The organism is Aurantibrevibacter litoralis (assembly GCF_034651555.1).
Lineage (GTDB): Bacteria > Bacteroidota > Bacteroidia > Flavobacteriales > Flavobacteriaceae > Aurantibrevibacter > Aurantibrevibacter litoralis.
Map to the genome: position 1 here is coordinate 103,682 of NZ_JAYEEQ010000011.1, position 21,105 is coordinate 124,786.

A 21,105-nucleotide genomic window follows, 5' to 3' on the forward strand; every position below is an offset into this window, starting at 1 on the left:
TTAGTGTTTTTGTATCCATAATTTTGTATTGATGCTGTCAAAGACTATGTCGTTGCCCTGCTCTAAAGCTTCTTCAAAACTGAGATCAGCAGTCAATGTTTCCGTTTTAATGTACTCTAAATTACTTTGTACTGCGGCTTCTACCATGCCGTCTTTTAAAATTTTAATGTCAATTTTATCGGTAACCTCAAAGCCGGAATCCTTTCTTAGATTTTGTATCCTATTTACCAATTCTCTTGCAATTCCTTCCTTTACAAGATCATCATTTAGGGTAATATCTAGGGCAACCGTCAGCGAACCTGAACTGGCCACCAGCCACCCTTCGATGTCTTGCGACATGATTTCCACATCTTGTAACTGTAAGATAATACTTTTATTTTCTAATTGTAACGAAATTTCGCCCTGTTGTTCTATTTTCTTGATGTCTTCTTGCCCAAACGCCTCAATGGCCTTTGCGACTCGTTTCATATCCTGTCCAAATCGAGGGCCTAAAACCCTATAATTTGGTTTTATTTGTTTTACCAAAATTCCGGAGGCGTCGTTTAGGAGTTCTACTTCCTTTACATTTACTTCGGACTTTATTAAATCTGTTACAGCCTCCAACTCCTTTCGCTGCTCCTCGTCTAAGACGGGTATTATAATTTTCTGCAAGGGTTGCCGCACTTTTATCTTTTCCTTTTGACGAATAGACAGCACTAAAGAAGAAATTAGTTGCGCCTTTTCCATTTTACTTTGCAAAGGTTTATTTACAAAAGTACTGTCATATTCCGGAAAATCAGACAAATGTACACTTTCAAATAATTCTTTATTGGTGTGGCTTGTTAAATCTTTGTAAAGCCGATCCATATAAAACGGAGCCACCGGAGCCGATAGTTTAGCTACGGTACTTAAACAGGTGTATAAGGTTTGATAGGCGGCCAATTTATCTTTCTGATAGTCTCCTTTCCAGAATCTTCTTCGGCTTAAACGCACGTACCAATTGCTGAGATTTTCTTGTACAAACTCGGAAATCGCTCTTGTGGCCTTGGTAGGCTCATAATCGGCATAGGCCTCGTCTACACGGGCAATAAGGCTATGCAATTCGGAAAGTATCCATTGATCCAGTTCGGGGCGTTCCGCAAGGGGGATGTCTGCCTCCCGGTACGCAAACCCATCAATATTGGTGTATAAGGCAAAAAAGGAATACGTATTGTATAAAGTGCCAAAAAACTTGCGCTTTACTTCTTGAATACCTTCGTCATCAAATTTAAGATTATCCCAAGGGTTGGCATTGGAAATCATGTACCAACGCGTGGCATCGGGGCCATGCTGGGCAATGGTCTCAAAAGGATCTACGGCATTGCCCAAGCGCTTGGACATTTTTTTCCCTTCTTTGTCTAGTACTAAGCCGTTAGATACAACGTTTTTATAAGCTACCGAATCGAAAACGATCGTTGCGATGGCATGTAAGGTATAAAACCAGCCTCGTGTTTGGTCTACACCTTCGGCTATAAAGTGTGCCGGAAACGTTGTTCCATTATCTATCAATTCTTTGTTTTCAAAGGGGTAGTGCCATTGGGCATAGGGCATGGCACCGCTGTCAAACCAAACATCGATTAAATCGGCTTCTCTGGTCATCATTTTTCCCGAAGGCGAAACTAGAACTATTTGGTCTACGATATTTTTATGTAGATCTATGGTTTCATAGTTCGCTTCGCTCATATCGCCCACTACAAAATCTTTAAATATATCGCTTGAAAGCATTCCGGCCGCTATCGATTTTTCTATCGCTGCCTTTAATTCGGCTACCGAGCCAATTATGATCTCTTCTTTGCCATCGGCAGTCCGCCAAATGGGCAAGGGAATGCCCCAATACCGAGAGCGAGAAAGATTCCAATCGTTCGCATTTGCCAACCAATTGCCAAAACGCCCTTCTCCGGTAGCTTTGGGTTTCCAGTTAATGGTCTGATTCAAGGCAAACATCCGATCTTTAATATCGGTAACTTTTATAAACCACGAGTCTAAAGGATAATATAAAATAGGTTTGTCTGTACGCCAGCAATTGGGGTAACTGTGGACATACTTTTCTACCTTAAACGCCTTGTTTTCCTCCTTTAGGTTGATGGCGATTTCTACATCGACCGATTTCTCGGGAGCCTCACCTTCCTCGTAGTATTCATTCTTAACATATTTTCCGCCCAATTCGTTAAGTTCGGGGCGAAATTTTCCTTGAAGATCTACCAAAGGCACGGGATTGGCATGTTCATCTAACACTAACATTGGAGGCACTTCCGGAATGGCTTGTTTGGCCACAAAAGCATCATCTGCACCAAAGGTGGGCGCTGTGTGTACTATTCCGGTACCATCTTCTGTAGTTACAAAATCGCCAGCAATAATCCGAAAGGCATTTTCAGGATTTTGATAGGGCAATGCGTACTTCAGTAGTTGCTCGTATCGGGCACCTATCAATTCTTTGCCAAGATACGCATTCAACAGAACAAATGGTATTTTCTTATCACCAGCTTGGTAGTGGGCCAACGCAGCCTCATTTTCTACCGCAACAAATTTTCCATCCAGCACTTTCGCAACCAAATCTTTGGCCAGAATAACGGTAACCGGCTCAAAAGTATATTGGTTATACGTTTTTACTGCCACATAATCTATCTTTAACCCTACCGTAAGGGCCGTATTGCTGGGCAAAGTCCATGGAGTAGTTGTCCAGGCTAAGAAATAAATATCGCCTTCTAATGCCGCTAACGCTGTGGGCAGGCTTGCCTTTATGGCCTTAAACTGAGCCACAACGGTAGTGTCGGTGGTGTCTTGGTAGGTACCCGGTTGGTTTAGCTCATGCGAACTTAGACCAGTACCGGCCTTTGGTGAATAGGGCTGTATGGTATAGCCCTTGTACATAAGACCTTTGTTGTAAATCTGTTTTAGTAGCCACCAAACAGATTCCATATATTTTGATTTATAGGTGATATACGGATTCTCCATATCAACCCAATAGCCTACTTTTTCCGTCATTGCGTTCCATACATCGGTGTAGCGCATCACTGCCTTTTTGCAAGCTTCGTTATATTCGGCCACCGAAATTTTGGTGCCAATATCTTCTTTGGTAATCCCTAATTCCTTTTCTACGCCAAGTTCTATGGGTAAGCCATGCGTATCCCATCCGGCTTTTCGTTTTACCTGAAGCCCTTTCATGGTTTTATATCTGGGAAAGATATCTTTTATGGTGCGAGCCATTACATGATGAATGCCCGGCATCCCATTGGCAGACGGAGGGCCTTCGTAGAACACATAGCTTTCTTTACCCTCTCTGCTGGATACACTTTTCTCAAAAATATGATTTTCCTTCCAATAGGCAAGAATTTCATCTGCTACCTTGGGCAAATCCAAACCTTTGTATTCCGCAAACTTCATAGTAACCGCTTAATTCCTAATATTAAAGGCTGCAAAATTATAAATTTAGATTGAATTAGCGGTGGGTATTTCTGCCAAATAGAAGGTGGCTCTAAAAGAAGCCTAAAAAAGGACTTGCAACACTACGCTGTCGATGTAAGCATAGCGAAATCCTCATCACATATTTCTTCACAGACAGTAAATAAAATGCTCCTTTAGCGTTACAAAGGATAGTTGTCTGATCCATGAGGTGCTATTGTACCCAATGCGGAGAAACGCCACTAGCATTTCCATCTTTTACTTTACTTTTTTAAAAGCGATAGGCGATACCTAAGATAAGATTAGTCCCCGGAGAAACAATTCCCGAAGAATACGGCCGGTAGCGCTGGCTGGTTAAATTTTCTAGACTAACAGTGCTCCTAAGTGCATTTGAAATTTGATATTGGGATCTGAAGTTTAGGGTATACCAAGAAGGAGAATACGGATTGCCATCGGCGTTTATGGCATAGATATAGGGCTTACTTCGTTCTGATGCCGCCATATTTTCAAATGAAATTTCTCCATTGTAATTCAAAAAAATATCGGCTTTTAATTTTTGATTCTTCCAAATGAGGTGTAGGTCGGCAAAGGTGGGAGCCACATGCCTACCCGGTGAGTCTGTGCCGTCTTCCTCTTCCTCTTCACCTTGTGTAATGGTAATATTAGATGCTACGGAAAGATGCTCCGAAAGAAAAACATCCATACCAAACTCCAAGCCGTACACGTAGGCATTAGCCAGATTTTGAATGGCTTGTACCCGACTTAATTCCCCGTTAAACTGTATTTCGTTTTGGCCATTGAGCTGAAAATCGCGTCGAACCAAGGCATCCACTAAATAGGTATAAAAAACAGTTCCCTTGACTACCACTTTGTCTTTAAAATTTTTACGCACGCCTAACTCTGTAGTATACGCATATTCGGGCTCTAAATTAGGGTTGGGCACCACCACTGCACCTGGCTCAGAATCGAATATTTTTCCCACATCATCAATGTTTGGTGCTCTAAATCCGGTAGCACCATTCCACGTAATCTGAAGATCAGCAGTAGGAAACCAGCTTAGCCCTATACTCCCCGTAAAAGCGCCAGTACTTAAATTGGCGTTGTCAAAAGGCAAAGGGAAAAAGGTCTTGTCAAAAGTGGCATCAATAAAAACATGACTATAGCGCACACCCGACAAAAAAGTGAGGTTGGGTTTGGCTGAATATTCTGTATTGAGATAGGCGGCCATTGTTTGCCATGTGGCACCATCGGGGTAGCGCGAAGCTGCGCCGGATTGCTGCCCTGTAGTTATATTGCGTTGCAGTCCTTCAGAACTCACTTTATTAAAAATATATTCCCCTCCGTAGTAGAATCGGAAATTTCCTGTTCTTTTATTTTCAAAATCGATATTCGTAGAAATCGCATCAACTTTTTCACGGGTTATTAGGCGGTTTGGGTCTTGAAAATTGCGCTCCATCCTGCTTTCTTCAAACCTTTGATAGGCTGTGGTTAGTTTTACCCCATCATAAAAATTCCCTCGGTTCTTTCCCACGATCTGCAAATTTCCCAAGAACCATTTCTGCGGGCCGTAATTCCATTCTGCGGAACGCAGTCCTGTTCCTTCCCTGTCTGGACGGATTAGACGATCATATCTTGAAAAATCGGAAGTTTCCGAATAATGCAGTCCCAAATTATAATTCCAAGCATTATTGGGTTTAAAGGATAGTTTTTGCAGCAGGTTAATTTGATTGTACCCACTAGGTACCTGAACTCTGGGATTCTTGTTTTCGGCCAAAATATCGACTCCGTTTTGGGTAAGTACATAGTTTTTTCTTAGATACTCTTGTGGGCCATGTTTTCCCATCCTTAAGTCCTCAAAATTAGTGTAGGAAATATGACTTAGAAGAGCCCATTTTTTCCATCCAAAATTAAAATCCAAATGCACAGTGTTTTCCGAATTAGCCGACGCAAATCGGTACGTGGAATTTCCGGAGAAAACAAGACTGTCTGTTCTTGAAAATTGAGGTGTTTGCGTATAAAAATTCATTACACCGCCAATGGCATCGCTTCCATAGATTACCGATCCGGGGCCAAAAATAATTTCAGTTTTTTTTATGGTAAAGGGATCTATGGAAATCACATTATGAAGATTTCCTCCTCTAAAGATTGCATTATTCATGCGTACTCCATCTACTGCAATTAGCAATCTATTGGTAGAAAACCCCCTAATCATAGGGCTTCCGCCACCCAATTGGCTCCTTTGAACGAAGACTTTTCCGCTGTTTTGAAGCAAATCTGCTGCTGTTTGGGGGCTTCCAAAGCTTGCGTCACGCGCTTCAATAGTCCCTATTTTTTGAGGAATGTTTTTTCGTTGTTGCTCCCACTTAGAGACAGACAACACTACCTCATTTAACACCTCCGGTTTTAAGGTAAGATATACAATACCTTTACTTCTACTAATCTTGTTGCGGTTGGTTATATACAATTCATAGCCGATATGATTGATAATTATTTCCTCATTACGTTTAAAAATGGAAAGATCTGCCCTTCCAAAACCGTCGGTAAGTACCATTTTGGACCTGTCTTTTACATAAATAGCCGCATCGGAAATGGGCATGCCAGTCTCCGCATCTAACAACAAGCACTGCTGGCTCCATACAAATCCGAAAAAAAGAAAAAAAACACTAAAAAAAATCTTTTGCATCCTAACTGAATACCTCGTTCAAAATAGCCAGCGACTTAGGGTTTCTAAATCCATGAATATGTAACTCATAGTACAGCATTATACTTTTAAGGAGCTCTTGCCTACTGTATTTGGACATTCCTATGGTGTTCATTGTATCAAAATCTGTGCCTAAAAAAAGTTTAAAATGCGTCAAATTATCCCCTTTAATTTGTGTGTACAGTGTAGGGCTATCGGTAAATCTGCCTTCCTCCAAATCAAAGTAAGCACCCGCTATTTCAGAAGTTTCGGGATAAAAGCCCAGAAATTGGGTTAGTCTCAGCAAAAAAACCAAGTGAAAGTTGGCCACTTCCGTATTTAGGTCCAACCATTGAAAAGCGGACTCCATAAATTGGAACAACTCGGGATTGCGTTCTTCTTCCTGAATAGCGTTCCCCAACAGTTCGGCTAAAAAAAGCACAAGGGCATTCTTAGCCAAATTACAGTGTATTGAAACATATGCATACTGTATTTTTGCTTCTTTAATGGTCTCCAAAGTGCCTTTGTTTCTATGTAAGGCAACCAATTCTAATTGCGTAAGTGGTTGGAAATATGCGACCTTTAATTTTCCCTTTTTCGAGGCTAAAATGCCCTTAAGTAAATAGGATTTTAATCCGTCTGAAGCAGTAAATGCTTTTACGATTAAACTGGTATCTCCAAACTTAAGTGACGAAAATACTATGGCTTTGGTAGTAACTTGCATGGTTTAGCTTAGAAACACACAAAGATAGGGTAAAGCCTACTTGACTAGGCTCCAAAAGTTTCAAAAGGAGACGGCACATGCTCTAAAGGAAAAACAATGTTCACCTGTTGTTCATTTTGACTTGATTTCTTCAATTTTTGCCTTCGTCTAAAGGACACACATCGAAGAAACCTTCATTACTTCCTTCAGGTTCGGGGCAACTAATGAAGATTTTAGTATCAAATAAGCACTAAATAATCAAAATTCACAACGGCTAAGTTAAATAATGCCCTGTGCCAACATGGCATCGGCCACCTTCACAAAACCCGCAATATTAGCACCTTTGACATAATTGCAATACCCATCCTTTTCTTTACCATACGTTATGCAAGAATTGTGAATATCTTCCATAATCCCCTTTAATCGTTCATCTACCTCTTCCCTTGTCCAACTAATACGCAAGGAATTTTGGGACATTTCCAAACCCGAAGTGGCTACACCTCCAGCATTTGAAGCTTTGCCCGGCGAGAACAGTATTTTAGCGTGATGAAATTCATGTATGGCTTCTGGAGTAGCCGGCATATTGGCTCCTTCTGCCACACACATACATCCATTTTTAATCAATTGTTTTGCGCCTTCCCCATCTAATTCGTTCTGGGTAGCACAGGGCAGGGCTATATCGCAAGGAATACTCCAAGGTGTTTGGCCTTTGTGGAAGGTTGCCGAGGGATATTTTTTAATATACTCTGAAATTCGACCTCGTTTATTGTTTTTTAGATCCATTACAAAGCTTAGTTTTTTTTCATCAATACCTTCCTTATCGTACACATAGCCTTCAGAATCTGACATTGTAAGTACGTTGGCTCCTAATTGAAGTGCTTTTTCGGCCGCGTATTGGGCAACATTTCCGGATCCTGAAATAACCACCTGTTTTCCTGATAACTCCTGTTTTTTGGTTTCTAGCATGCTTTGCGCAAAATAAACAGTACCGTATCCTGTAGCTTCGGGCCTAATCAATGAACCACCCCAGGACAAGCCTTTTCCGGTAAGCACCCCGGTAAATTCATTTCGTATTTTTTTATACATCCCAAAAAGATACCCTATTTCCCGAGCGCCCACGCCGATATCTCCGGCTGGCACATCGGTATTAGGGCCAATATGCCGGCATAACTCTATCATAAACGCATGGCAAAATCGCATGATTTCATCGTCGGATTTGCCTTTGGGATCAAAATCAGCGCCTCCTTTGCCACCTCCCATTGGCAGCGTCGTTAGGCTGTTTTTAAACACCTGTTCAAAAGCTAAAAATTTTAAAATGCTGGCATTTACGGATGGGTGAAAACGCAAACCTCCTTTGTAGGGGCCAATGGCAGAGTTCATTTGAATGCGGTAGCCTCTGTTTACCTGAATTTCTCCGTTATCTGCAACCCAACAGATCCGAAACGAAATTAAACGTTCTGGCTCTACCATACGCGACAAAATATTTTTGCCCTTATATATTTTGTGCTTAACAATATAAGGTATTACCGTTTCGGCCACCTCATGAACTGCTTGGATAAATTCGGGTTCATGTCCATTACGAACCTTCACCTTTTCCATAAATGCATTAATCTCTGCTTCCATAAACATTCAAATATTGATGAAATTTAAAATATTTTAACATAACGGTAAAATTATGTTATTTTACCTATGCGAACAGGTTTTCACCTTAAATTAGATCTAATTATTTGCCAATAGCCTGTGCTAAGTCGGCAATAAGATCGGTCTCATCTTCAATACCTACACTTAAACGAATTAAGGCATCTACCACGCCACTTTTTACTCGTTCTTCTTTGGGGATACTGGCGTGAGTCATACTCGCCGGATGTCCTGCCAAACTTTCTACGCCACCTAAAGATTCCGCTAAGGTAAATAGCTTTAGGTGTTCTACAATGGCTATAGCATTTGCGAAATTGGCTCCTTTAGGGACAAAAGAAATCATTCCTCCAAAATCTTTCATTTGCCTTTTTGCCACCTCGTAATTAGGATGATCCTGAAATCCGGGCCAATATACCTTTTCGATTTTAGGGTGATTTCTTAAATAATGGGCAATGGCATTTCCATTTTCGCAATGCCGTTGCATGCGCACATGCAATGTCTTTATACCGCGTAGTACCAAAAAACTGTCCATTGGGCCACAGACTGCACCACTGGCATTTTGAATAAAATATAATTTATCGGCTAAAATCTTGTCCTTTACCACCAATGCGCCCAATACCACGTCGCTATGACCTCCCAAATATTTCGTTGCTGAATGCATCACAATATCGGCACCCAAATCTAAGGGTGTTTGCAAAAAAGGCGTCGCAAAGGTATTATCTACCGCTAAAAGTAGGCGGTGGTGTTTGGCTATTGCAGCTACGGCTTCAATATCGATGATATTCATCATAGGATTGGTAGGTGTTTCTACCCATATAAGTTTCGTACGCTGGTTTACATAACTTTCTATACTGCGGATGTCTTGCATGCCGACGAAATGAAATATAATACCGTATTTTTCAAAAATTTGCTTGAACAATCGGTAGCTACCCCCATACAAATCGTTGGTAGAAACTACCTCATCACCCGGCGAGAGTAGTTTAATCACTGCATCTATGGCCGCAAGACCGCTGGCAAATGCCAGACCATAGTTACCATTCTCTATGCTTGCCAAAGCATTTTCCAGCGCTGTTCGAGTCGGATTCGCACTGCGGGAATACTCGTAGCCTTGGTGCTTTCCCGGGGTGGTTTGTGCGTAGGTAGATGTTTGATAAATGGGTGGCATAACGGCTCCGTAGGCCTTATCGGGCGCCTGACCCCCGTGTATGGTCTTACTGTTAAATTTTAGATTCCTTTTTTCCATGCTTAGCACTTTCGCCTACAAATGTATCGTTATCTTTTGGAGATACCAATGAAAGCCTACCTTTGCACAACGAATTTTAACACGAATAATATGAAGTATTTGGGCATTTTTATTTTGATAGTGGGCCTTCTTGCCAGCTGTGGTAGCGACGAAAAAAAGCAGCTTTCGTTTACGACCAAAACGTACCAAACAGAGCCCTGCCAGCATTGCCCATCCATCTTTATAGAAATGCCTCAGGTAGTGGAAGATTCAGAACTCGGGAATCTTATTAACGAAGCGGTTACACAAGCTGTAATTTTAGAATTGATTTATGACGATTCCTTAGGCATTAGAACGCCAGAAGAAGCCATGGCCTCTTTTAAAAACGGTTTTTTGGAATTGAAAAAAATGTATCCCGATGAATCTTTAGGTTGGGAGGCGCAAATAGTGAGCACGCCTAGTTATGAAGATCAGAACGTGCTTTCCATTAAAATAGATGCGTACCTCTTTACGGGAGGTGCCCATGGACAATCGACTACACGTTTTTTAAATTTCGACAAAAAAAAGGGGGTTCAATTGAGCACTTGGGAACTTTTTAAGGAAAGTGAAGGCTTTCTGAGCTATGTAGAACAAAAATTTCGATTGCAAGAGGGTATTCCTGCCGGAGCCTCCATAAACAGTACCGGATTTATGTTTGAAGAAGCTACCTTTTACCTTCCCGAAACCATAGGGTATACTAAAAAAGGCATACAACTTATTTACGAACAATATGAAATTGCTTCTTACGCAGACGGCCCTGTTTCGTTGGTGCTTCCCTACAAGGAAGTGCAACCTTATCTTAGCCTGCCCTTAGTACAAGAATAAACCTAAGCCTTGCGCACTTTTTTTTGTAACGCCAAAACGGCACCCCAATGCAGCCCTTCGTGAAAAAGGTTAAACGCAATGGCATCGTCCACGTCTTTGAGAATGGCTCCTGACATGGTTGTAAATTCCTGATAGACCGTAAAAATACCTTTTCGATAGTCTTTCTGAGTTTGCACTATGGTATCTAACAACAAATGGGTTATTAGTTGTAGTTCGGCATCCGATACCGTATCGGCAGGGAAGGTACCTCCCCGATACATTTGTATCAATTCATCGCTAATCTTGGTTTGGAGTTTGCTGCGGGTATAGACCAACAATTGTTGTACAACTACCAAATGAGCTACATTCCATAAAATACTGTTGTTAAAACCTTCCGGAATTTCAAGGAGTTGTGCTTTGGGGGTTTCCTGTAGTACCTGTGCGAAGCGACTCCGATTTTTTAAGGTGATCTCTATTATTTTTTCCACAAATCTAATTTTTATAAAAATAAACTTAAAAGTTCTTCATGAGCATTTAAAACAGTATAAAATTTGCACTAAGAGCTAGGTACGGCCAAGGGAATTGCACCCAAAATATAGTAGGAATAGATCAAAATCTTTTTAGCACATAGTCCGAATTGATCTAGCCTCCCTGTACCAACAATCAAAACAATAGCCTCCTTACAATTTAGGAAAACAATAACGATTTATACTTTTAAATTTGCATTTATCCCGCTAATTTCACCTAAAATTTAGATAATTATGGATGTAAAAGGAAAAGTAGCCTATATTACCGGAGGCTCCATGGGGATTGGATTTGGTGTAGCGAAATCGCTACTAGATGCCGGCATGAAAGTGGCCATTAGTGGCCGAAACCAAGAGACCATTTCCAAAGCTGCCAAGGCATTAGGCGGTGGTGAAAATATACTTCCTTTGGTCTCTGATGTTACTGTTTTGGGTGATGAAATCGCCGCTGTAAAGGCAATTTTGAACCAATGGGGGCAACTTGATGCTGTTTTGGCCAATGCTGGTGTTGGACATTTTGCGGCTGTAGATGAGCTTACAGAGGGGCAATGGCACGATATGATAAACACGAATTTAACCGGGGTTTTCTATACCCTTAAATCGGCTGTTGAAGCTTTAAAAACATCGCAAGGTTATTTTATTTCATTGGCCAGTTTGGCCGGCACCAATTTTTTTCAGAACGGTTCGGGTTATAATGCATCCAAATTCGGTGTCGTAGGGTTTACACAAGCTGCCATGTTAGATCTTCGAAAATACGATATTAAAGTGTCTACCATTATGCCTGGATCTGTGGCGTCTTATTTTGCAGGTCATGAGCCTTCTGATGCAGATCACTGGAAAATTCAACCGGAAGATATTGGCGAATTGGTGTTAGATTTACTCCAAATGAATCCGAGAACCTTACCGAGTAAAATTGAAGTTCGCCCAACCCGTCCGGACAAAAAATAAGCTATGTCACCTCTTTCTCGGTAAACGGAATTTGGGGATTGCATATTTCGAGAATCAAGGCCTTTAACTGTACATAAAATTGTTGCAGTGTTTGTTCGTTAATGGTATGATCTTTAGTCCTACTTCCCTTTTTTGGTTTCGTAGCAAACATAAACGGACTCGATTTTAGGTTTTTAAAAGCAATGATGCCTGCTTCCATCTCCCTTGCCGTAAAAGAAGTACTGTACATATAAGCGTAACAAAGCAACTGAAACGCTTTGGATTGATCGTAACTTGCCACAATCTCCGGCCAATCTACAATTTCTACTTGGGTAGCAGCGACCGTTCCGGTTTTATAATCTATAATTCGTAGTTTTCCATTGATTCTGTCGATGCGATCTAGCTTGCCATGAAGTACTACCGGAAAGTTCAACTCCGGAAAATCCAGCGTTACGGCGCGTTTTTCTTCTAATGCCAGTACTACAATTTCTTTTGTCTTACATTCCGAAATCTCAAGGTTTATAAAATTTTCGATATAGCGAACTACCACGTTATAGGCGATTAAGTTCTTGCCTTGGGAAATTGCTGTGTCAGAATATTTTTTGTTGAATTGTGTTTTAACAACACCCGAAATAGCCGGTACTCTTTCATTTAGCAATTCCGGAGTAAGCCTTTGCCCCAGTAGAGGCCGATAAAGTTCTTCTAGCGCATCGTGTACTACGGTGCCAAAGGTGTTATACGCCAGTGTTTCCTCTACTTCAACAGTATCCTTAATTTTTAAAATCGACTGCTTATAAAAATCTATTGGATTTCTAATGTAATTACTCAGCGAGCTTGGTGAAAACCCATTTTCGGCAGTTTCCTTTATCCGCTGCATCAATGCGTCATCTTTCGCAATGATTTCTAGAGCCGGTGTCTCCGAAGGTATCTCGGGTGTAGCAATTATCTCTGTAATCTTCCCCGATATGTGCTCATCGGCCACTAATTGTTGTATTAATCTACTTTTTTCTCTTCCTTCTAATACATCGGGCTCCGTGTTGTATAAAACGTAAATATGTTTTGCGCGCTGCAAGAGGTGATAAAAATGATAGGTGTACACCGCATCTTTCTCCTTATACGTCGGAAGACCAAAGGCCCTCTTTACATCAAAAGGAATAAATGAATTATTTGTTTTTCCGGAAGGAAGAATACCTTCGTTAACCGATGTGATAATGACGGTCTCAAAATCTAAATTCCTACTCTCTAACATTCCCATAATCTGTAATCCTTGCAAGGGTTCGCCTTGAAAATCGAGCATCTCTTTTGCCAACAATTCTTTGTACAAACTTTCCACTGACCCTAAATCGTGAATAAAATGGTAGGTACTCACCATTTGTAGCAATACTTGAAAGATACTGTGAAATCGGTATAGCTGTTCCAATTCCTTGGCATGCACATTAGGGGTAAATCGCTTCTTTAGTTGTTGAATTACGACGATGCATTGGGTTAAAAATTGTGTTGCATTGGGCAATTTGTCTAAAAACAAAATATCCAAAATCTCAGCATTTTTAGCCCATTTTGTCTTTAGTTGCTCCTTGTTAATATAGAGCCAATTCTGGGCATTAATTTCATCTCTTAAAGAAGGTTCCCCTTCGTGGTTCTGAAACAGCATTTTAATAAATGGATTCGCCAAAAGCAACAACACACTTCTGTGGTGCCACCCCCTTTCGGATCGATTCCGGTGCATCTCTAACAATTGTGTAAACAGTCCTGCCAAACTACTTTGACGAAGTGGATAGCCCATGGTTATATTTACATGGGTAATAGATTCCGGAACGGCGTGCAATACCGGATTTAGTAAGGTTTCGTCTCCTAATACTACAGCGGTTTGCTTTAGTCTTTCCGGATGTGAGGAGGCCAAATTCTTCAAAATACTGCCCACGTATTTTGCTTGTGAAATATGCTTGGGAACCCCAATAATTTGGATATGTTTCTCAGATAGGTAGGTGCTTTTTTTGTTAATAGACTCTAATACCCCTATTGTTGCCCATTCTTTGGCGTATTGCCGTATAAAATAACCCGCATCATGACGAAAATCATTTAGAAAATAGGGGTCAATATCCCAATAAATCTCATTTGATGAGGATTTTAAAAATTCCTGTATAATTTTTTTTTCGGCCGAATTAAGCGCATTAAACCCAATGAATACAAACTTTTTGGTGCTATTTTGCGTTACATATTCGGTACATTTTTTAGCTGCCTCTCTATATACCAGACCTTGATGGCCCATCCCTTTCTGCAATAAGGATGCGTTAAAATTTTCATATAAGGTTTCTAGTGAGTTCCAAAAGTGAACATAGGCCGACATTAGGGGCGTTCTTTCTGTTGCTAAAAACCAATGATTTATTTCTTGAATGTCTGATAAGTAAGAAAATAACCGTCCTGTGTGTATCAAATACCGGTCTATTTCATTAAAATCTGAAAGTATTGTGGTTGCCCATTTGGAAAATTCTGTAAAACTATCCACCTTTTTGGGATTCCCTTCTAAATAGGAGGCATATAATTGAAAAAGTTGGTCGGTATGCGAGGCATAAGTAATACCGGCGATTTCCTCTACAAAAGTTTCAATACTATAGGTAGGCGGAGCAAAAAAGGGAACTTCCACTTTTTCCGAAAGGTAATTTTTAAGAAAAGTGCCTGCACGCTTGCTAGGCAATACAAAAACAATATCATCAAAAGAACCGTGCTTATGAAAAAGTTTGTGTACTACCTCTTCTAAAAAAGTGTGCATTGCCAAAAATTAAAGTAGAAGACAAAGTAAGTAAAAAATCAATATACTTTGTGGTCCTTTCACATCACCGTATGTACTTAGGTGTAAGGCGGTTTTCTTAAAGTGGGTTACGCAATAATTGTATAACTGCGTTCTTCTTCACACATAAAAAGCCACATAGGGTTAACCTTTTTACCTTGAAACCATAGGGATATCGCCACAGCATATAGGCCATCGCGCTATAATCGCATGCTTTCTGTCTGGCACACTTCATCTGGATTTTCGTTTTTTTCCCTTTTCAAATGGTGTTAACTATTCTAAGAAAATTCCTCAGCTATAAGGACACGACCCTTTGGGCAGGCTTGTTCCCCTACGTGCACCTTATTTGTATAGGGTGTGCATAGCACCCAAAAAGAATCCCATAAAATCAATTAAGATTTTATGGGATTCTAATGGCATGTGCTGTACGTTTTAGTTCACTTCTGCCATGAGACCTTCCAAAGAATGGCATACCACTTTTTCTTGAATCAATGTTAATCCTTCACTTTGAGATTCTAAAGCGTCTATTTTAATTGGGCCACTGGGCAGATATACCATATAAAAACCATCTTCAAAAGAAGCCAGTTTTATACGCTCGCCATCCGGTTTAATGGCACTCCATGAAGCGTCTTCCGGGGTGTACTCTAAGCGTAATGTATTGCCTTTTTTTGGCCCTTTTATGGCCGTAATTTCCATTTGATTTAAGGATGCTACCATTTTGTAGGTGTTTCCATCTCTTTTTACAATTTGAGTTTCCTGATCTCCCTCCTCCATGGCAATAGGATTAGCTCCGGACCAAAACTCGATCACATTAAAAATTAACGCATCGCCCAACACGAAAAGCCCGTACACCGGAATAATATTTAATCCCCAAAACAAGGCGTTATTCACAAACTTACTGTCGCTTACATCGTCGTTCCAAGCCTTTAATCCGGAGACCGCATTAAAGGATCCTAGGCAACTGCTGCAAAGTACCGACAGGGATAAAACCGTGCAAAAAATCAATTTTCTCATAATGTATAGTGTTTAAATAGTTAAGCAAGTAAGCTAATAAAAATTTGTGAGAGTTTATTACAAAATAAGCATTTAAAATACAGATATATTTAGTGGAAATCTGAATTCCATTTTTTGTGGTTGCGACCCAAAAATTGTTTTTCTAGAAAAGGGACGTAATGCCCATGAGAGAATCAAGTAGCGATTCACAAGAGCATTAATTGTCGGGGAGGTTGTATGGCTGTAATCCGGGCTGTTTCATTTATTTCAAGTCTGGGGACAACCAGTTAATTAGAGGATCCTTTGGTAATTATATTGTTAGGAACTCCTACCCGCACTAGTAACTATAGCTTTTTTATGTGGGTCAAAATAGCAATATATAAGCCCCCTTATTATCGAAAAACAATAATAACGCTTTGGTTTCAGCCAATACTTATAGGAAATGTTTAATTTGATACTCCTCTAGCATACAATAGATTTTCTAATTCCAAATCAGGCACAAATGTAATTGTTATTTAAGCATTGTATAGTCGTTTGCTACTACTGAAAAACAACTCTACTCCAAATGGAGTTTGGCTAGATCGTAAAAATAAAAGTTTTTTTCATCGTTCATTGCTACGAAGAGTCCGTTTGGGAAATTTTCTCCCAACGAAAAGGTAACTACTTCGCAACCATCTGTTGCCACAGTGCCTAAATTTAAAGCTTTAATAAAACGATTGTCTTCTTTTGAAAAGACGTTGAATTGTCCCCTTTGTTGATCTGAAACAATCAGATATCCTGCACCATCGTGGTAGGTTGCAATTGCGATACCTTCAATATCTTCCAAAAAGTAAGCGCCCCCAAAACAATTAAGTTCGGCGTTGCCCATAGCTGGTTCAGCATAATATTTTCTGATGCACGCACCTTCATCTGCATAATACACAATACTGTTAGCATCATCTACGGCAATAGCCTCAATTTCTTTACGACCGCTAAATTTACCAAATTTCCTCACCAATTCTGCACGAACTCCGGTACTATCAGCCCTCAAGGCGTACTGATACAAGTAATTCTCTAATGCGCCTGTTTTACGGCTAACAATGGCGTAGATTGTGCCATCCTTTGGAGACTTGTAAAGCCCGATCCCCATAGGTAGTCTTTGATCTATATTGGACACATCTGAAAAAACCGCAAACCCGCCGTTGTCCAAAGGTTGCATATCGGGAACACTAAATACCCCAATCTGTTGTTTCTCTCGTTCTGTAAAGACCAAAATATCCACAAAGGTAGAATCATTTAAACTAAAGCCGTATTCTATATCCACGTTGTTGGGCCGTTTCAAATTGCGTATGGTTTTTGTTTCCAAAATTTTTCCATTTAAATCAAAAGCATATATTGCGCCATTGGTATCCTTATCCGTACCAAATACAATACTTTGACCGGGGTTTTCACGGTTGATCCAAATAGCAGGATCGTCTGTGTCATTAATGGTATGTTCCGTAATTATATCCGGCAAAATTTCCGGGAGTTTATTCTGATTACAAGAAAGGACAAGTGAAACTAAAAATGCAAAATTGATACATCGGGTCATTTTAAAGTGGGTTATATTAATTAAAGTCTTTTAATCTAATTAGCTGTTAAAGGTAGCGATATATGGTCATGGTGTTTTTATCGTTTATTAAATAGATCATATTTTAAGCCAAAAGTTAATCTCCGTCCATAGAACTCAACCTGTTGCGTTCTGGAGCGAATCCCCTGATAAAATCGCAATGGCTGGTTCGATATATTATTAAGATCGGCGTATAAGGTAAAATTTTTATAAAGGGCAAAGGAGGCGTTTAAATCCAAGAAGAACTGTTGATCATAGAAACGGTCTTCAAAAGGTCGTCCTCCTATTTCATCGAGATAGGCATCCGAAAAATTGGCGGATAAGCGGGCACTAAGTTTTTTGTCTGCATACCCCAGTGACGCATTGAACATATTTGGAGCCGTATTTGGAAGATCCAAGTCGTCTCGCAGATCCCCGTCTTCATTACGAATCCCCTTGGCACTGGAGGTAATAAAGGTATAGTTGGCATAGATACTGAAATTTCTTGCAAATCCGGGCAAGAAATCCAATTGGCGTTGAAAGGAAAATTCTGCACCGAATATAGTTGCATTATCTCCGTTTAAAGGTCGTGTAAGTTCAAAGCCCGAAGTTCCAGGGCCGAAGCTTTCATCGTTAGTGATACTAATAAAGGTATAGACAAAATCTTTTATGTTTTTATAGAACAGGCCCCCTGAAATTATGCCTACATTGTCATAATATTGTTCGGCCATAATGTCGAAGTTCATAGAGGTAGTTGGATCCAAATCGGGGTTGCCCTGAAAAATTTCGCCATCGCTTAAGAGAACGTCTACAGTTGGGGTAATATCGACGTAATTGGGTCTGGCCAAGGTATTTGTCCATGCTAACCGAAGAATGGTACGATCCGTGAGGTCATATTTAAAATGAATACCGGGAAGAATATTGGTATACGAATTTTCTTCGGTGACTTTCCCAATAATATTATCTTCATCTTCGATTTGGTTTCCTGTAGCTTTTGTAGTGGTGTTTTCCAAACGTATGCCAAAGAGAACCCCCAATTTGTCCGTAAGATTCTGATTTGCCATAATGTAACCCGCCCAAACATCCTCAGAGACCTCGAAATTGTCTCTTAAGAATTCGTCCGGAACAGATTCGCCCCCAGAGCTTAGATCAAGGCTGCCCAACCATAATTCGCTGGCAAAGGAACCCGCACGATATCTGCTTCCTGCAAGAAAGTTGGGGTCTGTATAGTCTTTGGTTGGAATAGATCCCAAGTTGGGAACTATATCTTCCACGTCAAACTCAAAGAAGTTGTTATCTCTAAGTTTATTTTTAAACCGTCCTCTGGCTCCGAATTTTAAAAATCCATCCGGATTACCGAAAAAATTGGTAGGCAATTCAAAATCTACAAAAAAGTTGATATCTTCTTCTTCGGTAAATTGATTTTCTTCCGTTAATTCATCAAACTCAAAATTAGCAAGATTGCTTTCGTTAGCAGAATCCGTTGGACTAAAAGCCGGAAATCTTGGATTACTGTTGTCGTTATCGATTATAAACTCAGACGTAAAATTCGCAAAACGTTCGTTAAGACGTTCCTCTGATGCTCTGGCATAAGATGTTAGCCAAGTAACTTTTAGAGAACCCAAAAGATGGTCGCCACCCAAAGTATAGTTCTGCATACGCTGGTCTTCCAATCTTCTGTTGTCGATTCTCCCTCCATCGATACCCCCCTTAGTTTCTCTAGATACTTCTACTGGGAAACGCGTGGGAATGCCATTGGTGATGGTAAAATCGCCTTGTTCGATATCTTCTGCGTCTAGTATTTCCTGGGTCAACCTAAAACGGTTTTCTCGGTCATCCCTCCAGTTGTACATGCTTTTAAAATAAATTTTGTTGTTGTTATTCAATTGATAATCAAAATTGGCAGAGAAACTCCGTCGCACTCTTTGAATTAAATAGGTGCGGATTTCGTTGACATTAGTAAAGGGTTCCACTTCAATTTCTTCCTCGTCCTCACCGTTAAAAAAGGCAAATTCATCAGACCATTCGGCCTCAACGTTATCCGATCCAAAATCGGTATCGTTGATCGAAGCAGAGACCATCCATCCAAACTTGCCATCCTTAGATCGATCCCCCAAAATAAAGGAGCCATTCAAGATACGTTTGTCTGTGATAAAGTTGATACCGGAACCAGCGGTAGCCGAAAGACGGAATCCTTGAGGCGAAGTTCGTGTTATTAAATTTACTGCGCCACCAAGGGCATCCGCATCCTTATCTGGGGTAACCGCCTTACTTACCTCAATGGATTGTATCATATCTGCGGGTATCAAATCCATCTGAATATTTCTGTTGTCGCCTTCAGCCGATGGGATTCTGCTCCCATTTAGCGTCACGGAATTGAGTTGTGGGGACAATCCTCGAACGATGATGTTCCTAGCTTCTCCTTGATCGACCTGCATGGTGATGCCAGGAATCCGTTTTATGGCATCTCCAATATTCGCATCAGGAAATTTACCAATCTGCTCCGTAGAAACCACATTGGTAATATTCATGTTATTTTTTTGTGTATTTAATGCCTTAGCTTGGCTGCTAAATCCATATCCTATAACTTCAACACCAGCAAGTTTCAGGCTTTGAGGTTCAAGATTTAGATGTATAAAATTGGTAATGCCCTGAGTTATGGTTATTTCTTGATCTATATCCGAATATCCTAGATAAGATACTTTAAGTAGATGGTTGCCTATTTCAACACCTACAAAGGTAAACCGACCATCAAAGTCGGAAATAGTTCCTTTTGCTAAAGAAGGGATGAGCACATTGGCACCGGGCACGGCAATGCCATTTTCATCGGAAATAATTCCTTGTATGTTTCCGGTTTGTGCTACGGTTTGGGTAGTGAATATAAGTGCAAACAGCATTACAAAGAGTCCGTTTAAAAGATAGAATGGTTTCATAATAATTTGATTTTTATTGTTTCAAATCTATGAATATCAAAGAAGTACGTCCTTTTTTATATGATAACAAAACGTAAATATTTTAAAACAACAAGGAAACAACAAGGCAACAATTACAATTAATTTACCTTTTGGAAATGTTATCTAAAACATGTGGAAAAGAAAGCCTAAATTGACAGTAAATAGCTTGCCAATTCTTCTTTTGTTTCTATGGGTAACTTTCTGCGAAGTCGATACCGTGCTACCCTGACACTATCTGGAGTTACTTGAGTAATTGAAGCAATTTCCTTTGAAGATAGATTTAATCGTAACAACATGCCTAATCGCATTTCTGAGGTCGACAGCGTATTGCCGGATAAAGAAAAAAGTTTTTCTGTAAAATCCGGATGTATTTCTCCGAAAAAAGTTTGAAACTCCTGCCACTCGTCCTCTTGATCCAAGCTAACGAATATCTCTTGCGACAATTTCATTAACTTAGACGAATAATCCATTTGCCTCCGGGTTGCAATATTTTTCAGGGTATTTGCAATATTGTATAAAAGCTTGTTTTTGTGCGACAAATGAAGGCTATATCTAGATAATGCAGTGGCCTTTATATCGATTTCCCGATGTAGCGATCTCTCTTCATTTTGCTTTTTTTCTAACTCTGATTTAAGTATCCTTTCTTTGTAAAGTTGAATCTTTTGAGTTGCCTTTTTCTTTTTTTGATTGAAAATATAAGCTCCCACTGAAAATAGTAAAACGAAAAGCAACGTAACCCATAACAACTTTTGGTTCGCCCTAGTGTAGCCTTCCCTTTTTTAGGACACCTCTAAATTCGATAAATAATTATTATTTAGGTCAGGTTTGATGAAGAATTTAAATTCT

The 21,105-nt window shown here is 40.1% G+C and carries 13 protein-coding genes; 2 read left to right on the forward strand and 11 right to left on the reverse strand.

Features of this window, described 5'->3' with window-relative positions:
* The 5 genes from ileS to U1E44_RS10700 all read right to left on the reverse strand — a co-directional run bounded on the left by ileS (window position 1) and on the right by U1E44_RS10700 (window position 9,684).
* The gene (gene ileS / locus U1E44_RS10680; protein WP_322931074.1) at window positions 1–3,402 is read right to left on the reverse strand and encodes an isoleucine--tRNA ligase; all 3,402 of its coding nucleotides are present in this window, start codon (window positions 3,400–3,402) and stop codon (window positions 1–3) included.
* Window positions 3,403–3,691: 289 nt separating this feature from the next.
* Complete coding sequence (locus U1E44_RS10685) at window positions 3,692–6,103, reverse strand: TonB-dependent receptor (protein ID WP_322931075.1); 2,412 nt, start codon at window positions 6,101–6,103, stop codon at window positions 3,692–3,694.
* 1 nt (window position 6,104) lies between these two features.
* Complete coding sequence (gene recO, locus U1E44_RS10690) at window positions 6,105–6,824, reverse strand: DNA repair protein RecO (RefSeq protein ID WP_322931076.1); 720 nt, start codon at window positions 6,822–6,824, stop codon at window positions 6,105–6,107.
* A 258-nt stretch (window positions 6,825–7,082) separates the two neighbouring features.
* The gene (gene gdhA / locus U1E44_RS10695; protein WP_322931077.1) at window positions 7,083–8,426 is read right to left on the reverse strand and encodes an NADP-specific glutamate dehydrogenase; all 1,344 of its coding nucleotides are present in this window, start codon (window positions 8,424–8,426) and stop codon (window positions 7,083–7,085) included.
* Window positions 8,427–8,526: 100 nt separating this feature from the next.
* The gene (locus U1E44_RS10700) at window positions 8,527–9,684 is read right to left on the reverse strand and encodes a cystathionine gamma-synthase (RefSeq protein WP_322931078.1); all 1,158 of its coding nucleotides are present in this window, start codon (window positions 9,682–9,684) and stop codon (window positions 8,527–8,529) included.
* A 90-nt stretch (window positions 9,685–9,774) separates the two neighbouring features.
* On the opposite strand from U1E44_RS10700, the gene U1E44_RS10705 reads away from it, so the two are divergent.
* Entirely contained in the window at window positions 9,775–10,527 is a 753-nt protein-coding gene (locus U1E44_RS10705) for a DUF3298 and DUF4163 domain-containing protein (protein ID WP_322931079.1), read from the forward strand.
* Window positions 10,528–10,529: 2 nt separating this feature from the next.
* On the opposite strand, the gene U1E44_RS10710 is transcribed toward U1E44_RS10705, so the two are convergent.
* On the reverse strand, window positions 10,530–10,994 hold the full coding sequence (locus U1E44_RS10710; protein WP_322931080.1) for a DinB family protein: 465 nt from the start codon (window positions 10,992–10,994) through the stop codon (window positions 10,530–10,532).
* Window positions 10,995–11,267: 273 nt separating this feature from the next.
* Here U1E44_RS10710 and U1E44_RS10715 point away from each other — a divergent pair, with 273 nt between their 5' ends.
* Window positions 11,268–11,978, forward strand: a complete 711-nt coding sequence (locus U1E44_RS10715) for an SDR family oxidoreductase (protein WP_322931081.1) — start codon at window positions 11,268–11,270, stop codon at window positions 11,976–11,978.
* A gap of 1 nt (window position 11,979) precedes the next feature.
* Here the strand turns inward: U1E44_RS10715 and U1E44_RS10720 are convergent, their stop codons facing one another.
* The 5 genes from U1E44_RS10720 to U1E44_RS10740 all read right to left on the reverse strand — a co-directional run bounded on the left by U1E44_RS10720 (window position 11,980) and on the right by U1E44_RS10740 (window position 20,729).
* On the reverse strand, window positions 11,980–14,727 hold the full coding sequence (locus U1E44_RS10720) for a PD-(D/E)XK nuclease family protein (RefSeq protein WP_322931082.1): 2,748 nt from the start codon (window positions 14,725–14,727) through the stop codon (window positions 11,980–11,982).
* Between the two features lie 450 nt (window positions 14,728–15,177).
* Window positions 15,178–15,759, reverse strand: coding sequence for a DUF3332 domain-containing protein (locus U1E44_RS10725; RefSeq protein WP_322931083.1), 582 nt, complete (start codon window positions 15,757–15,759; stop codon window positions 15,178–15,180).
* A gap of 535 nt (window positions 15,760–16,294) precedes the next feature.
* Window positions 16,295–17,308 carry a phytase gene (locus U1E44_RS10730; protein ID WP_322931084.1) on the reverse strand — a complete coding sequence of 338 codons (1,014 nt, stop codon included), beginning with the start codon at window positions 17,306–17,308 and terminating at the stop codon, window positions 16,295–16,297.
* Window positions 17,309–17,385: 77 nt separating this feature from the next.
* Window positions 17,386–20,238 (reverse strand): TonB-dependent receptor, encoded by a 2,853-nt coding sequence (locus U1E44_RS10735; RefSeq protein ID WP_322931085.1) that lies wholly within the window; start codon window positions 20,236–20,238, stop codon window positions 17,386–17,388.
* Window positions 20,239–20,405: 167 nt separating this feature from the next.
* The gene (locus tag U1E44_RS10740; protein WP_322931086.1) at window positions 20,406–20,729 is read right to left on the reverse strand and encodes a helix-turn-helix transcriptional regulator; all 324 of its coding nucleotides are present in this window, start codon (window positions 20,727–20,729) and stop codon (window positions 20,406–20,408) included.
* Window positions 20,730–21,105: the final 376 nt, after the last annotated feature.

Bases quoted from the DNA above. Each gene is read 5' to 3' on its own strand.
- ileS (WP_322931074.1), bottom strand. From the start codon at position 3,402: ATGAAGTTTGCGGAATACAAAGGTTTGGATTTGCCCAAGGTAGCAGAT.
- U1E44_RS10685 (WP_322931075.1), bottom strand. From the start codon at position 6,103: ATGCAAAAGATTTTTTTTAGTGTTTTTTTTCTTTTTTTCGGATTTGTA.
- recO (WP_322931076.1), bottom strand. From the start codon at position 6,824: ATGCAAGTTACTACCAAAGCCATAGTATTTTCGTCACTTAAGTTTGGA.
- gdhA (WP_322931077.1), bottom strand. From the start codon at position 8,426: ATGGAAGCAGAGATTAATGCATTTATGGAAAAGGTGAAGGTTCGTAAT.
- U1E44_RS10700 (WP_322931078.1), bottom strand. From the start codon at position 9,684: ATGGAAAAAAGGAATCTAAAATTTAACAGTAAGACCATACACGGGGGT.
- U1E44_RS10705 (WP_322931079.1), top strand. From the start codon at position 9,775: ATGAAGTATTTGGGCATTTTTATTTTGATAGTGGGCCTTCTTGCCAGC.
- U1E44_RS10715 (WP_322931081.1), top strand. From the start codon at position 11,268: ATGGATGTAAAAGGAAAAGTAGCCTATATTACCGGAGGCTCCATGGGG.
- U1E44_RS10720 (WP_322931082.1), bottom strand. From the start codon at position 14,727: ATGCACACTTTTTTAGAAGAGGTAGTACACAAACTTTTTCATAAGCAC.
- U1E44_RS10725 (WP_322931083.1), bottom strand. From the start codon at position 15,759: ATGAGAAAATTGATTTTTTGCACGGTTTTATCCCTGTCGGTACTTTGC.
- U1E44_RS10730 (WP_322931084.1), bottom strand. From the start codon at position 17,308: ATGACCCGATGTATCAATTTTGCATTTTTAGTTTCACTTGTCCTTTCT.
- U1E44_RS10735 (WP_322931085.1), bottom strand. From the start codon at position 20,238: ATGAAACCATTCTATCTTTTAAACGGACTCTTTGTAATGCTGTTTGCA.
- U1E44_RS10740 (WP_322931086.1), bottom strand. From the start codon at position 20,729: ATGGATTATTCGTCTAAGTTAATGAAATTGTCGCAAGAGATATTCGTT.